Genomic DNA, 14,863 nt, shown 5'->3' with positions numbered 1-14,863 from the left:
ATATGATAACCTTAACCGTTAATTGATGCCAGATTTTAACAAAATATGATCATCACAGAATTTAACCCGTTAAACACACAAAATTGTATTTTAAATGAAGCTCGTATTGATCTTTGGCAATTTTCATTAGCAAGTGAATTAAGAAATACACCTCAACTGCTCAACTCAGAGGAGCAGGCTCGTGCTGATCGATTTTACTTCAGCAGACACAAGCGACGTTTCTCTACAGCGCGAGCAATGATGAGAATCATTTTAGCGCGCTACCTAAATATTTATCCAGAACACATTCTGTTTACTTATAATGCACATGGGAAACCAGAGGTCATCAATTCAGCAAAGCTGCAATTTAATCTCAGTCATACTGGAGATCTGGCTCTTTTGGCCGTAGGAAAAGGCTTTCCTATGGGAGTGGACATAGAAAAATACTCTGCTCGACCTTATAAGGGTATCGCAAAAAGTTTATTTTCCGAACAAGAGTATGAGGAGTTTATTAAAGTACCTCCAGCTTTAAAGCCCGCTGTTTTTTTTCACGTCTGGTCACAAAAAGAGGCTTTCATTAAAGCATGTGGATTAGGACTTTCTTACCCCACCAAAGAGTTTAGTGTCCCTACTTCAATGCCTACCAAGCAATTAGTCGATGACCCATTGCATCATATCACTTGGCAATTACGCTCTTTTATGCCCGAAATAGCATGCAGTGGCGCCTTATGTCACCACCCTACAGTACGGGAAATCAGACATGGATTTATTCAGTTGCAACACAATGATTCCTTGATATTTTAGGTACCGGATCTTATGCATTTTACTTCCTCACAACTTACTTTATTACAGTTACTTGGAGATGGCTCCTGTCATAGCGGCTCAGAGTTAGGGGCTGTTTTGGGTATTACACGATCCGCTATATGGAAACAAATAAACCAGTTAATCGAATCAGGAATTCCTATAAAACGACTTCCCAATCAAGGCTATCAATTACTTAATCCATTAATTCTTTTAGACAAAGAACAAATTAACAGGTATTTTTTATTGGAAAAATTAGTAACTCCATTAAATTTGCATCTATTTACATCTATTGATTCGACAAATCGTTATTTGAAAGAATTACCTATCTCAAATACTGTGGATATTTGTTGTGCCGAAATTCAAACTCATGGTAGAGGTCGATTTGGTAGGCAATGGTACTCCCCTTTTGGAGAAAATATTTATTGTTCCAGTCGTTGGAATCTAAACTACGATCTCACGAAACTTTCTGGATTAAGTCTGGTAACGAGTCTGGCCGTTTTAGCCACTTTAAATGAACTCAAATTATCCACTAATATCAAGATTAAATGGCCAAATGATATTTTATGGAATGATAAAAAATTATGTGGCAGTCTGATTGAAATCATCACGGAATCCAATAGTACTATTCAAGTCATCATTGGCATTGGCGTGAATGTTAATACAGATACACAAAAACATCCTCTTCCTGATAAACCCTGGTGTTCTTTATATGAAATTACCCAGCAACATTTTGATCGTAATTTCTTAATAGCAAGGCTTATTACCCATTTGGAGCGCTATTTGATTCAATTCTTTCATAATGATTTGAGTAGTTTTATGCATGAATGGAACAAATCAGATTATTTGTTTGGAAAAACAATCAAAGTGACACAACCCTTAAATACATTCACTGGTATTGCGTGTGGGATTAATCAACTAGGTCAATTAATAGTACAGGATGAATCCGGTCAAAAACATTTTCTCTCATCTGGGGATACATCCCTGCATGAGCAATAATAAAGATGAGAATACAACACCTCACTTTAATAGCATCGTGCATGCTCGCGAACGTCCCAGAAAAAACGTGTCATTTTAAAAATTTTATGGGTGTAAAGTTAACACGAAAATTATGCAGGAAGAGGATTTACAAGAATCATAACGCTCATGCGCCAACAATTTTACGCATTTATACAGAATACCAAAATTCAGGTTTGTCCCAAGTTTATTTATGAACCCGGGACCGGATGAGCTGCGAGGAAATCGATTTATACTGTTTCTTCAGATTCATCTGATTGCTTTTCTTGTTGTATACGCAAATAAATTTCTTCACGGTGAACAGATACATCTTTTGGTGCGTTAATACCTAAGCGAACCTGATTACCTTTTACGCCGAGTACGGTAATATTTACATCATCCCCGATAATTAAAGTTTCACCTATACGTCGAGTTAAAATTAACATAGAAAATCTCCCTAACAAAGCAGCTACCTATTCCTCCACAGAACTTCCATGGTATTCTTGATAGCTACGAAACTACTAAGAAACAAAGCAATAATTGTTGTACGAATTTAATTTTACACTGTGATTCTTAACAGAGTATTAAGAAATCTTTTTAAATCTTATTTTTTTGTTCTAATTCAGAATTTATGCAAATATATTCATGAAGAAACAGAAGAGTACATAGGTAATTTTTTTTCAATTAAAGAGTAAATAAGCAACATAAAGCATAATTGTAATACTATTAAACTAAAATGAGCAATGTGCATTTGTATGCACAAAACCAAAATTAAAAAAGAAACATTCATTAACAATTGGCCTAATAAAATTGTTGAAACTTTGACACCTGATTGTCTTAATCTTTGATAAGCATGCTTTCGATGAGGAAGAGACCACTTTTCTTTATGAAATACCCTCCGTATCAAAGTAACACTCGCATCAAAAAGAAACAATCCGTTTAGCATAAACCAATATAAAATAGATATATGGAACTTTTGTTGGGCAATTAATGCGATACAAAAAGTAATCAATCCTAAAGTAGCACTTCCAATATCCCCCATAAACACACGAGCAGGTGGGAAATTGAAAAATAAAAAACCTAGAAGACTAAAGATAAGAATAAAACAAAAATCTTGGTAAAATGCAGCATCACTCATCCCCAAAAAAACTGCATAGGCACTTAATAAAAAAATGGCTTGTGCTGCACAAAAACCATCAATCCCATCCATAAAATTAAAATGATTAATGGCCCAAATAACGGTAAAAAAGATAAAGGGAATAATGAAAAAAGAATGATGAACCACAATTCCCAAGTCTAACTGTGCCGGCCTCATAAAAATAGCAACTAATAAGGCAATGCCACATTGAGTAAAAAATCTTACCTTTACTGATAAATGATAAAGATCATCCAAAAAACTTACCGTAGCAAGCAAAAAGATACAGAGCAGAAAAATGAATTGTTCTTCAAAGGAAGTTTGTGTGATGTAACTAAGAATAGGTAACGAAATTAAGGTTAACCCAATAAAAATGAGCCCTCCTCCTCTAATTGTAGGCACGGAATGCATGGAGCGGTTATTTGGTTTGTCCATAAGAAGTGTATCTTGGCCAACAATACAATATAACTTGGTCAATGCTATTGAAAATACTAAAAAAACGAAACTAAGAGTTAAATTCACTTTGATACCATGCAACAGTTTTTTTTAATCCTTCGACAGTACTTACAGGAGGGTTCCAACCCAACTGTGATTTTATCTTATTACTGTTTATTTCTAAAGATGAAAACAAACGTGTATTAAGATTTCGCATACCCAAAAGTCGAAAAATGCACCTCATAAAAAGAACAGGAAAAGGGATTAACCACACTCTTGTGTTCATCTCTTTAGCAATAAGGCGCATCAAATGCGGCATAGAAAATGAATTATCATCTGCTACTAAATAGGTTTGATTCGCAGCTTCAGGATGAGTTACTACAGTACACAAAGCAGAAACTAGGTTCTCTATATAGATAAAATGACGCTTATTTTGGACACTCGCAAAAGGTAACGGTATTCTTTTTTTGACAAGCTGTAACATTTTCAAAAAATTGGCTTTAACCTCAGGACCATAAATTAAAGGTGGTCTAACAATAACTACTTGCATGGATGTATTTTGACTAATTTCCTGTAGATGTTGTTCCGCATATAACTTACTTTGTCCATAAGGATCCTCAGGATCAACCTTAGTTTCTTCGGAAAAAGGGGCTCCATCCACAGTTAATTCTCCATTGACTTTAATAGAACTTAAGAATATAAAACGCTTGACCTGATGCTTAGCCGCTTGCTCAGCAAGATTTTTTGTCGCAATAGTATTGATTTTGTAATACTCATCAAATGCTGATTTTGCCTTGTCCTTCATGATATGAACTCTTGCTGCCAAATGAATAACAACGTCAATTCCTATAAGAGCCTTACTCCAGTCAGTTTCGAATTCTAATCGCTTCATGAGGACTTGCTCAGTTTCAAGCCAATCTACCTTTTTAGATACAACACATCGTACTTCATGACCTAATTGGATAAGGGTAGGAACTAGTTTTTTTCCTACAAATCCAGTTGCACCAGTAATTAATATTTTTGACATAATTCAACCTGAAAACTAATTTAGTGCTATGATAACAAACATTTACAACAAATTAAGATAAATTTCCTAAATCACCTGTCGCCAATTTCCCTAATTTAGAGATATACTAACCAAACCCTTTTTTAATTGGAATTTTGCATGTCCTTAAAGGCCATGTATAACGACATCGCTGAAAATTATGTAATAGCCAATCGTTTTGGAGCGATTAGCCAGAGCCATCAAACAGCAATAGAACAAATGAAGCGCTTTTGTTTGGGGACAAAACCTCATTATAAAGTTCTTGATTTAGGTGTTGGGGATGGTACATTTCTCAAAAAACTTCAACTAATTATGCCACAAGCAGAATTTACAGGAATTGATGTTTCTTCGGAAATGTTAAAGCGTGCTCAAGAAGCATTATCGTTGATCACAATTGAAGGCAGTGCTGCGCAAGCCAATAAGTTTTTGCCACCCCACAGCCAAGACTTGATTCTCGCGCATTTTATTAATGCTTATATTCCAATTAAAGTATTATTTAATGAAGCCAAATTATTAACCCGAGCTAATGGTCATTTTTCAATGATCACAACTACTTATGATTCATTCCCCGTCGCTCAACAATGTCTAGCAGAGTTTATTAGTAAGGGCTCCATTTTAAGCAGTGTTGTTGGACACTATTACAAATCTATTGTAAAAAATACAACCGTTGCAGCAGGTGATGATGAATTAATGCTTGCATTCAAACAGAATCAATTCGAAGTAATTGCCCATCAACGTCTGGAAATACCCATAACTCTAAATACAATTGATGAGTTAGCCCATTTTGGTATCGAAGGAACATGGTTTCTCAATACATTATCTATTCGTATGCTGCCAAAAATATTTTTAATTCAACGACTCAAACGATTATTCAGTAAAATTTTCACTTTTCCCTATCATGACACTCATATAATTGATGTTGTTCTTGCCAGAAAATGATAATCTGATGATTATCTTTCATAGGATGAGGTTCGAGCAATGATTTCTCAAGAGGTGAAAAATTACTTGCCTGAATTGGCCCTACGACAAAAACAAACCAATAACATCATATTTATTACCTTTTGGAGCCAATTTTCTGTATATGCCCTTAATACCATATTAGTCTTATTTTTAACACGCCCGCTATGGTCTCAAGGTTTGGGTTACAGTCAAACCAAAGCTTATGCTTTTATTGGCGTAGCCCATGCAATGGGTTATTTGATGCCTATGTTGGGTGGATATATGGCAGATACAGTGGTTGGAATTAGGCGATCTATTCTACTTGGTAGCATCATGTTGGCTACTGCCTATTTACTCATTATGCTCAGTGGATATACTGTGAGTTCTCTTGGAGATACCTTTTTCATTGCTGCATATGCCTTTATACCTGCTACTAATTCTCTCTTAATGGGAACATCTTCCAGTATGGTTTCTCATATTTATTCAGACGATGCGATTAAAGCAAAATCAGCGATGACTTATTATTATATTGCGATTAATGTGGGGGCATTATTAGCTACTTTAATTGCCCCACTACTTCTTGAAAGTCGTTATGGGCCTCTTTCAATCCTTACTATAGCGTTTATAGGTAAATCAATTGCAGCGCTAAATTTTGCCAAACGTTACTCTATTTATGAAAATGTTATTTGGGGTAAAGATCAATCTAAATTCTCAAAAAAAGGTATATTGCATTTAACAGCCTATATAGTTGCTATTTATTTGTTGACGTTGTATGCCTACTCTCATGTCTATATAGCAAGTACCATTATTGGATTAGGCTGTGTTATTGGGATTACATGGTTTTTAAAAAAAACGTTATCGCTCAAAGGAATTATACGCCATAAGCAATTAATTGCCCTCTTACTGATTGTGGAGGCGGTAGTATTTTTTGTCATCTATAACCAAATGAATAGCACTCTAATTTTATTTGCTGCAAACAATTCAGATCATAATATGTTTGGTTTAACTGTTTCTCCTGCTCATTATCAAATGCTTAACCCTTTGCTTATTTTAGCAATTGGTAGCCAACTTCCTCGCTTTTATAAGTTATTTCCTCGCTTCACCATTCCTTACCAATTTGCTTCAGGGACTTTGCTTTCAGGTATTGCGCTTTTAGTGATGGCTTTTGCTGCTTATGGGTCTCATACCGGGATCATCAATGGCAATTACATTGCGCTCACTTATATTCTTATCTCCATTGCAGAACTATGGGTCAGTGCTATTGGATTAAGCATGGTAGGCTTATATTGTGATCAAAATTCCATCGCTTTTGCCATGGGAGTTTGGTATCTTGCAAGTTCTTTAGCCCATGCTATATCAGGTAGAATTGCTGCTTGGGTTGCGATACCCAACACCGTTCACTCTGCTCTCGAGAGCCTACCCTATTATAAAAACTATTATTTAGTTTTGGGCATTAGCGCAATGGGATTAGGAGTAATAATGTATCTTTGCGCCTATTTTTTACAAAAAACAATGAAGAAAAAAGATATTGTTTTAAGTTAATCATGAATAAGATATGAAATTATTTAATATGACATATCAATAGAATTAATTGGAACTTTGAATTATAAATTTGGTTTAATTGCAAACATGTTAATCAATAATATCTCATCCCATGCAGTTCTATTCAAAATCCCAAAAAGAAAAACATCCCCAAGTCAATTTAATCCCAGGAGCTGTTTGGTCTGAAATTTTTATAAATAATTCTATTCCTGATTTTATTATTCCATGGATGAGCCTGTCTTATGAGAACCTTCAAAAGGAGTTAACCTCTGTATCAAATGAAAATAAAGATAAAGCATGGGTTGCTATAATATACAGTCATCCCGAAATGGAAAACCAAAGGATAATTGATTTAGGTGAACAGTTAGGACTGAGTACATCAGAAATGCTTAACCTGGCAGTCATACTAGGTGATAGTCCAAAGCATTTGGACTTATTGAAAAAACTCTCTAAAAAAGAACCTTATTCAACCAACAACTTTAAGAACTATTCATTAAGGATACAAAGAGCCGCTCAATTTGGACATCTTGATATTCTAAAGTATCTCATAGGAGTTATTACGTCGTTTAAAGCCTTCTTTATCGGAGTTATTGAAGCGTTTAAATCCATTCATTTGGGATTCCCGAACTACTTTATAGAAATTATTAAATCGTTTAAAACATCTCATAAGCAGCAAAACATCATTGCAGCGGATAATTTTGCTGCTTTTCAATTGGCAGCAGAACGAGGACATCTTGATGTACTCAAATACCTGGCGGAAAAAGCACCCGATAAATTCTCTAATATGATTTTTTATGCGTTTCGATCAACGGTAGAACACGGACATCTCGATGTATTAAAATATCTGGAAGAAAAAATAACATCTGATAAGCTACAAGAAATGATCGTAGCAAACAATTTCGAAGCTTTTCGATTAGCGATAACGAGTGGCCATCTTAATGTTCTTAACTACCTTGCAGAAAAAATAACGCCAGAACAACTGCAGGACATAATCGCAGCTAACGATTTCTATATCTTTCAACTAGCAGTTTACAGCACCAATTTTGATGGACTTAACTGGCTAGCACAAAAAGCGCCTGACAAGTTAGGAAACATGATCGCATCATACAATTTCTTTGCTCTTAGATGGGCAGCTCAATACGAACATTTTACAATAGTTCAGTATTTATTGAATCATCCTCAGGCATTTTCTTACGCTGAAGCGCATCCTATCGAATTCGATGATCGCTACATCTGGCCATTGGTGATGCAAAAACTAACTACTCTTCGCATCCAACAAATGAAAGCAGAAACAAACAAATTTAATGCAGCATCACCTGAAGAAGCTAGGCTCTTGTTTTATATTGCACGAAATCTCATTCGCAGAAATAACCCTGCATTAATAGAGGACTTACAATTTCTGCTGAAAATCCCGGCTGTTAAAGCCCTAGCTCATACAGTAACACCTAATCGACCCAATGAATTGCTGCGCTTTGCTTTATCGATTGGCAACCAAGAAGCAGCAACGGTGTTAATGAATATATCAGCAATACAAAGCTTGGCAGAACACAATAACCATTACCACAATGAACAACATGAAAGACGTAATGAGTCAGCTTTAGCGGAAAATCATCATTCAACTAGGACCACCACCCTAACCCAAGGCAAACAACAGCAGTTACAAGAAACGGTTAACTATTCTCTACCTTTATTTAGACATAATCGTCAGCGAGAACATATCTCCATTGTTGAGAATGAAGCAACATCAAGCATTACATATACAATCTAATAACAATATAGAGTAAAAGTGAGCGCGAAATGCAGCGCTCTCGACCTTCTCTTGTGCAATGTCCCAAGTCACTTAGAATCTGAAGACGTTGCTTAATTATCCAAACCTAAATTATCTTGTTTAAATATTCTATCTGCACGATAACTTGAACGAACTAAAGGGCCAGAAGCCACTTCGAAAAAACCTTTTTTTAAGCCAATCTGTCTTAACTCAGCAAAAGTTTCAGGAGTTACATAACGAGCAATTGGTAAATGATTTTTTGTGGGTTGTAAATATTGCCCTAGAGTAAGAATATCTACATGATGCGTACGTAAATCATCCATTGTTTGTACAATTTCCTCATCACTTTCACCCAAGCCTAACATCAAACTCGTTTTAGTTAATACATCAGGTCGATAACGTTTGGCAAATGAAAGCACATTCAATGTTTGCATATAACCGGCTCTATTATCACGCACAGGATGAGTCAATCGCTCTACTGTCTCTACATTTTGTGCAAATACATCAACACCACTATCCAATAATAAAGCAATATCTTGTTCTACTCCTTGAAAATCTGGGGTCAACGCCTCCACTTTGGTTTTTGGAGAACGATTTTTTATAGCACGTATTGTTTGCGCATAATGATTAGCACCCCCATCAGGTAAATCATCTCGGTTTACTGAAGTTAAAACTACATAATCAAGATTCATTAAAGCAACGGTATTTGCCGTATTTTCAGGCTCATGTGGATCTAACCAACCATGAGGATTTCCCGTATCTACAGAGCAAAAACGACAGGCGCGAGTACATATCGCACCCATTAGCATAATTGTTGCAGTTCCATGCGACCAACACTCAGCTATATTAGGGCATTTAGCTTCCTCACACACCGTAGCCAAACGGTGTTTTTGGACTTGATCTTTTACTTGGTTATAAGCAGGGGTAATTTGATTCACTACACGTAACCATTTGGGCTTAGGTAAACGCTCATAAGCTTGCCCAGTTGATTTTACACCATCCTTAATTGCTGTTACGCCATGAGATGTTTTATATTTTTGTCCACTTTCAACAACAACCGGAATATTAATGAGCTTACTCATGTTCTCACCTAAAAATAAGAGCGCTATTTAACACAATTTCACCTAGCTCTGCCGGATGCATTAACCTGCATGCGAATATGACTTTTCCTAAGATTTTAAACTGTGGCAAATACGTACAAAACAAAGAATGTTGATAATCCCAAATCATCAAAATAAGATCAAGTCAAATTTATAAAGAAGCCACAAACAGCTAAAATAAACAAAGTCAACAAAGAGAGTGTGAAATTAGACAAGATAAAAGGATATACAATAAAACACACAGCAATGGCAATCAGAAGCAATAAACCCATGCTGGCTAATTTAGTCTTTAATACAGCAAAATTTTTTATCTTTAATAAAGCCAAATAAATGCATAAAATTACTATTAAAGGAAGTATGTACATCCCATGATAAAGCAACTGGTATAAATTAACTTGCCAATTAGAAAAGTGTTGATTATTTAACCATTGCTCAAAAATAGTAGCCCAGCTCATAATACAAGTCTGTTGATAAATCGTAGTGATTAGCCCTAAAAAAAACGCCAATAAAAAATACAAGGTATCATTTGATTGTTTTTTGTAATGTTGTATCACAAAATAAATTGTTACTAGCCCTAACAATACGGTAGGAACACGTAACCATGATAGTATCGCAAAATAATCACTGGTATAGGCTTGTTGAAAATAATGAACAAGCACTACTGCAGAAATAAATAATGAACTGGCAATAATTTTTTTCTTTCGCTGTTCAATGATGAAAAGAAAAGCCAGAAATCCTGAAAAAACAAAAAAAGCACACGGATTAAAGGAATCCATAAAAGCTATCGTAAGGGTGTAACGTAATGCTGATGGTTTTTCTATCATTCCACTAGTATATTGGTTGGCATTGGCCCAATGCCTCAATGTATTCACTGTTGTTTTTGTTAAACTTCCTTTATTTTCAATTTGGTGTTTGCAATATTGAATCGCATCCAGTAAATCTTTTCCAGTAGTTTTAGCAGAATCAAAACCTATCCAACGCGAATCGCAAAAATAGATTGAAGGAACTGCAAAATCATCCATTTGTTGTGCATTTAATAATTGACTAAAACGAATGAGTGCATTTTTATCCTGATTAATAAAATTACGCTGAATATGGAGATCAGGAGAACTCTTTTCTAGTTCTCGGAAAAATGCATCTGCTTTTTGACAATGAGGGCAAGTAGATGAGAGAAACATTTCTACATTTATAACAACCTTATTATCAGCATTCTTAGAATACCACGAAGGTGATAAATCAGCTGCCGAAACATGAGCACAAATTATAAAGAAAGCGCACAACAATCTAAATAATGTCTTCATAAAGGTTGCATACTAAAATGAAAATACTATAACACTATTAAATAAGCTCTGTTAATAGGTATGAATATAATTTTCGAGTTGCTCTATAACTCTAGCCTTATCTTCTAGCAAATGATAAAGCAAATCTCCAATTGACAAAATAGCAATAAATTCATTATTTTCATCACGAATTAACACATGTCTTCTTTTTGTTGCAGTTATAACTTGCATCGCTTTTTCTATATGATCGTTAGGACTTAGAATCGTTACTTCTTTATATACTACGTCTGCAACTTTTGCTGTTTCCAAATTAACACATTGATGCAAGCAAGAGCGAACTATATCCCTCTCACCAACGATGCCAATGAGTTGATTGTCATTATCAACCACAACCAAGGCCCCTATATCCATTTCTGACATTAAATTAATACATTTTTTCACTGAGTCTTCAGGATGAATACAAATAATCTTACGTCTTGGCGTAGGTAAGGCATTATGAATTAGGTCAGCCATTTTATTCTCCATTTGAACATACTTAACCCTTTTTTAAATATAGTACAAATGGAGAGCATGATATCTTATGGGCGAATAATAATATTATTTTCTACAGCACGAACGCCAGGAACCTGACGAGCAATCTGCTCTGCTACATCACTTTGGCGAATTTTTTTAACATAGCCGGATAAAACAACAACATCTTGTCGTGTTTGCACGTGTACGCGCGCAATTGCAGGATCATCGCTACGCATTAAAGCCTCTTGTACTGTCTGAGCCAAATTAGCGCTTGGGGTAACTAATGGTGCTAAAGGACTAAAGAAGGTATCAGTAGCCCGATTTGACTGACAACCAGCTAATGAAAACAGAAAAAAAATTACGAGTACATTTAGTAAATGTTTGTGCATCATTTCTCCAACTTTATATAAATTCAAGCAGCTAAAAAGCTACTTTTCTCTAACCTAGTATCACTAAACGAATAGTATGTACTTTAACTAGTTAAGATACAAATAAAAATCGTTTCACTGCTATACTATTTTTTAAAAAATACTATGGCAAGACTAAGCAATGAAAAAAACAGCTCAACCGATTCTCTCAAAAAATAAATCAAAAATAGATAATCACTCCAAAAAAACACCGATACATCCGCATGAAGAAGATCATCAAAAGGATGATATTTTTGATTTCATCAATAAATATTACCAGGCGAATTTAGGCAAATTTACTGCGAGCATTAGCCCTGCTTCTACGGCTACCTCCTATTTTTCATGGGGAGCACAACTGGCTCAAGCTCCAGGTACATTTTTAAAACTTACCCTCTATCCTCTTCTGCATTTTTCTGATTTAATCACTAATCTTTCTAATTATGATATCCCCAGAAATGGTACAGATATTCGCTTTCATACAGAAAATTGGAGCATCTATCCTTGGCGGTTATGGGCTGAGCTATTCCTGCTAATTGAAGATTGGAGTTTAAAATCAGCCAGTGAAATTCCTGGATTAAATGCTCCTAATAAACGGATTGTTTCCTTTAGAACCAAACAGTTTCTCGATGCATTATCACCCTCAAATTTTATTTTGACGAATCCTGACCTGTTCCAAGAAACACTGAATTCAAATGGAAGGAACTTAATTCGTGGGACACAGTTAGCTTTCCAGGATATTATTGAAAAATTAACAGGAACTCCTCCGGAAGGAGTTGAAAACTTTACTCCAGGAAAACAAGTCGCAATCACTAAAGGCAAAGTGATCTATAAAAATCATTTAATCGAACTGATTCAATACGAAGCACAAACAAAAAAAGTGTATAAAGAACCCTTGTTAATCCTACCCGCATGGATCATGAAATATTACATTCTTGATCTGCTTCCCGAAAATTCTTTAGTGAATTGGTTAACGCAACAAGGGCATACTGTGTTTATCATTTCCTGGTTAAATCCAAGATCTGCAGATAGAGACCTTGGAATTGATGAATACTACAGACTTGGAGCTATGGCGGCAATCAATAAAATATCTACCCTATTTCCTAAAACAAAAATTCATTTAATGGGATATTGCCTGGGTGGTACTTTAGCGATGATTACAGCAGCCGCAATGGCAAGAGATAATGATGATCGCCTTAAAAGTCTTTCTCTCCTCGCTGCTCAAGGAGATTTCGTTGATGCAGGAGAGCTATTACTGTTCATTAATAATAGCCAAGTCTCATTTCTAGAAAATGTAATGTGGGAAAAAGGATATTTAGATACAAAACAAATGGCTGGTAGCTTTCAAATGCTTCGCTCTTATGATCTTATTTGGTCTAAGATGGTACAAGATTACATGCATGGTACACAAAGAGGAATGATTCCATTACTCGCTTGGAATGCTGACGCAACACGCATGCCCTATAAAATGCATAGCGAATATCTCGAAAAACTATTCCTTAATAATGACTTTGCCGAAGGACGATTTACTGTTGAAGGAAAAAATATAGCGGCTGAAAATATTAACCTTCCCTCTTTTGCAGTCAGCACCGAAAAAGATCATGTGAGTCCTTGGGAGTCAGTGTATAAAATCCATTTGATGATCAAAGGAGATATTACTTTTGTACTCACTAATGGAGGACATAATGCCGGGATTATTAGTGAACCTGGACACGAAGGACGTAGTTATTTCATTCGGGAACAGAAAAAAGAAGAACCCTATATGTCTTCTAAAAATTGGCTGCAAGTAGCAGAAAATAAAACAGGTTCATGGTGGTTAGCCTGGCACCATTGGTTAGTAAAACAATCCCACTCAGAGCAAGTGAAACCGCCTAAGATTGATAAGAAACTACCAGATGCGCCAGGAACATATGTGTTACAAAAATAGCATTCACCCATAACGATTTCCTCTTGGATCTGCTAAAATGGACATTGATAAGTTTTACAATTTCGGCACGTTGAGCTACTCAACAACACCCATATGAGAAAATAAACATGGACAAGGATTATTACAAAATAATGGGCGTTAACGAAGATGCCTCAGAGAAGGACATCAAAATGGCATATCGAAAGCTTGCCCGTAAATACCATCCAGATATAAGTAAAGAGCCCGATGCTGAAGAACATTTTAAAGAAATGGGGGAAGCATATGAAGTACTAAAAGATCCTGCAAAAAGAGCAGAATATGATAAGTACCGCAAGAATAAAGACTTTAATCAGAAAACACAATATACTCATTGGCGACCTGAAGAAGCAGAGCAATTTTACAGTAGCCATATAAATGAAGATTTATTTGAATCATTATTTGGTCATTCCCGCTATCGCCAACAACCTACGGCAGGTCAAGACTATCACGGAAAAATCCACCTGGGTCTTGAAGAAGCATTTACAGGAACAGTAAAAAACATACAGATCCCAACGGAACAAAATTCACAAATAAAGATGCAATCTTTAAAAGTTAAAATTCCTGCCGGAGTAAAATCAGGCCAACAGATCCGATTAGCAGGACAAGGTGCCCCAGGAGTACATGGAGGACCTCGTGGCGACATCTACTTATCTGTGTACGTTGAAAAGCACCCTCTTTTTGATGTAATTGATAATGACATCTATCTCACACTTCCAATTACCCCTTGGGAAGCTGCTTTAGGAACAACAGTAGTCGTTCCAACACTAGGAGGAAAAATTGATTTAAAAATTCCGCCTGGATCACAAGGAGGACAAAAGTTAAGACTCAAAAATCGTGGTTTACCTGGTACAACACCTGGGCATCAATACGTACTTTTAAAAATTATTACTCCGCCAGCAACGACTGAAGCTGCAACTGAATTTTACAAAAAAATGGCTGAAGTAATGCCTTTTAATCCACGAGCAAAGATGGGAGTATAAG

Annotated in this window: 14 protein-coding genes; 7 read left to right on the top strand and 7 right to left on the bottom strand. The window is 35.8% G+C overall.

The genetic code is table 11. From position 1 onward, the window contains the following. The first annotated feature begins 45 nt into the window (after positions 1–45). Positions 46–783 (top strand): 4'-phosphopantetheinyl transferase family protein, encoded by a 738-nt coding sequence (locus DYH34_RS07095; protein ID WP_058466181.1) that lies wholly within the window; start codon positions 46–48, stop codon positions 781–783. Positions 784–795: 12 nt separating this feature from the next. Then, positions 796–1,779 carry a biotin--[acetyl-CoA-carboxylase] ligase gene (locus tag DYH34_RS07090; protein WP_058466180.1) on the top strand — a complete coding sequence of 328 codons (984 nt, stop codon included), beginning with the start codon at positions 796–798 and terminating at the stop codon, positions 1,777–1,779. A gap of 248 nt (positions 1,780–2,027) precedes the next feature. Here the strand turns inward: DYH34_RS07090 and csrA are convergent, their stop codons facing one another. The 3 genes from csrA to DYH34_RS07075 all read right to left on the bottom strand — a co-directional run bounded on the left by csrA (position 2,028) and on the right by DYH34_RS07075 (position 4,373). Further along, positions 2,028–2,222: a carbon storage regulator CsrA gene (gene csrA / locus DYH34_RS07085; protein ID WP_003636647.1), complete on the bottom strand. Its 195-nt coding sequence runs from the start codon at positions 2,220–2,222 to the stop codon at positions 2,028–2,030. A 197-nt stretch (positions 2,223–2,419) separates the two neighbouring features. Further along, on the bottom strand, positions 2,420–3,433 hold the full coding sequence (locus DYH34_RS07080) for an MraY family glycosyltransferase (protein ID WP_115342576.1): 1,014 nt from the start codon (positions 3,431–3,433) through the stop codon (positions 2,420–2,422). After that, positions 3,417–4,373 carry a UDP-glucose 4-epimerase family protein gene (locus DYH34_RS07075; protein WP_058466179.1) on the bottom strand — a complete coding sequence of 319 codons (957 nt, stop codon included), beginning with the start codon at positions 4,371–4,373 and terminating at the stop codon, positions 3,417–3,419. The genes DYH34_RS07080 and DYH34_RS07075 overlap by 17 nt, the downstream gene beginning before the upstream one ends. Positions 4,374–4,511: 138 nt before the next feature. Between DYH34_RS07075 and DYH34_RS07070 the strand changes: the two genes are divergently transcribed. The 3 genes from DYH34_RS07070 (at position 4,512) to DYH34_RS07060 (ending at position 8,640) form a co-directional block, all read left to right on the top strand. Continuing rightward, a complete protein-coding gene (locus DYH34_RS07070; RefSeq protein ID WP_058466178.1) occupies positions 4,512–5,330 on the top strand; it encodes a class I SAM-dependent methyltransferase in 819 nt (272 codons plus the stop codon). 39 nt (positions 5,331–5,369) lie between these two features. Further along, positions 5,370–6,872, top strand: coding sequence for a peptide MFS transporter (locus tag DYH34_RS07065; protein WP_058466177.1), 1,503 nt, complete (start codon positions 5,370–5,372; stop codon positions 6,870–6,872). Positions 6,873–6,984: 112 nt separating this feature from the next. Further along, positions 6,985–8,640 (top strand): ankyrin repeat domain-containing protein, encoded by a 1,656-nt coding sequence (locus DYH34_RS07060; RefSeq protein WP_058466176.1) that lies wholly within the window; start codon positions 6,985–6,987, stop codon positions 8,638–8,640. Positions 8,641–8,732: 92 nt separating this feature from the next. On the opposite strand, the gene lipA is transcribed toward DYH34_RS07060, so the two are convergent. From lipA to DYH34_RS07040, 4 genes are all read right to left on the bottom strand, one after another. Further along, positions 8,733–9,722 carry a lipoyl synthase gene (gene lipA, locus DYH34_RS07055; RefSeq protein WP_058466175.1) on the bottom strand — a complete coding sequence of 330 codons (990 nt, stop codon included), beginning with the start codon at positions 9,720–9,722 and terminating at the stop codon, positions 8,733–8,735. Positions 9,723–9,880: 158 nt separating this feature from the next. Further along, positions 9,881–11,041, bottom strand: a complete 1,161-nt coding sequence (locus tag DYH34_RS07050; RefSeq protein ID WP_058466174.1) for a thioredoxin domain-containing protein — start codon at positions 11,039–11,041, stop codon at positions 9,881–9,883. Positions 11,042–11,092: 51 nt separating this feature from the next. Further along, a complete protein-coding gene (locus tag DYH34_RS07045) occupies positions 11,093–11,533 on the bottom strand; it encodes a CBS domain-containing protein (RefSeq protein ID WP_058466173.1) in 441 nt (146 codons plus the stop codon). Positions 11,534–11,598: 65 nt separating this feature from the next. Continuing rightward, positions 11,599–11,922 carry a BON domain-containing protein gene (locus DYH34_RS07040; protein ID WP_058466172.1) on the bottom strand — a complete coding sequence of 108 codons (324 nt, stop codon included), beginning with the start codon at positions 11,920–11,922 and terminating at the stop codon, positions 11,599–11,601. Positions 11,923–12,082: 160 nt separating this feature from the next. Between DYH34_RS07040 and DYH34_RS07035 the strand changes: the two genes are divergently transcribed. Continuing rightward, on the top strand, positions 12,083–13,864 hold the full coding sequence (locus DYH34_RS07035) for a PHA/PHB synthase family protein (RefSeq protein WP_058466171.1): 1,782 nt from the start codon (positions 12,083–12,085) through the stop codon (positions 13,862–13,864). 107 nt (positions 13,865–13,971) lie between these two features. Further along, positions 13,972–14,862 (top strand): DnaJ C-terminal domain-containing protein, encoded by an 891-nt coding sequence (locus DYH34_RS07030; RefSeq protein WP_058466170.1) that lies wholly within the window; start codon positions 13,972–13,974, stop codon positions 14,860–14,862. Position 14,863 lies beyond the last annotated feature (1 nt).

It is taken from the genome of Legionella cincinnatiensis, assembly GCF_900452415.1.
Taxonomy (GTDB): domain Bacteria; phylum Pseudomonadota; class Gammaproteobacteria; order Legionellales; family Legionellaceae; genus Legionella; species Legionella cincinnatiensis.
Note: the sequence above shows the minus strand (reverse complement) of the source record. Positions and strands in the feature narration are given on the sequence as shown.

Coding starts and splice junctions, on each gene's coding strand:
- lipA (WP_058466175.1), bottom strand. CDS start 9,722: ATGAGTAAGCTCATTAATATTCCGGTTGTTGTTGAAAGTGGACAAAAA.
- DYH34_RS07035 (WP_058466171.1), top strand. CDS start 12,083: ATGAAAAAAACAGCTCAACCGATTCTCTCAAAAAATAAATCAAAAATA.
- DYH34_RS07070 (WP_058466178.1), top strand. CDS start 4,512: ATGTCCTTAAAGGCCATGTATAACGACATCGCTGAAAATTATGTAATA.
- DYH34_RS07075 (WP_058466179.1), bottom strand. CDS start 4,373: ATGTCAAAAATATTAATTACTGGTGCAACTGGATTTGTAGGAAAAAAA.
- DYH34_RS07050 (WP_058466174.1), bottom strand. CDS start 11,041: ATGAAGACATTATTTAGATTGTTGTGCGCTTTCTTTATAATTTGTGCT.
- DYH34_RS07040 (WP_058466172.1), bottom strand. CDS start 11,922: ATGCACAAACATTTACTAAATGTACTCGTAATTTTTTTTCTGTTTTCA.
- DYH34_RS07095 (WP_058466181.1), top strand. CDS start 46: ATGATCATCACAGAATTTAACCCGTTAAACACACAAAATTGTATTTTA.
- DYH34_RS07030 (WP_058466170.1), top strand. CDS start 13,972: ATGGACAAGGATTATTACAAAATAATGGGCGTTAACGAAGATGCCTCA.
- DYH34_RS07060 (WP_058466176.1), top strand. CDS start 6,985: ATGCAGTTCTATTCAAAATCCCAAAAAGAAAAACATCCCCAAGTCAAT.
- DYH34_RS07045 (WP_058466173.1), bottom strand. CDS start 11,533: ATGGCTGACCTAATTCATAATGCCTTACCTACGCCAAGACGTAAGATT.
- csrA (WP_003636647.1), bottom strand. CDS start 2,222: ATGTTAATTTTAACTCGACGTATAGGTGAAACTTTAATTATCGGGGAT.
- DYH34_RS07065 (WP_058466177.1), top strand. CDS start 5,370: ATGATTTCTCAAGAGGTGAAAAATTACTTGCCTGAATTGGCCCTACGA.
- DYH34_RS07090 (WP_058466180.1), top strand. CDS start 796: ATGCATTTTACTTCCTCACAACTTACTTTATTACAGTTACTTGGAGAT.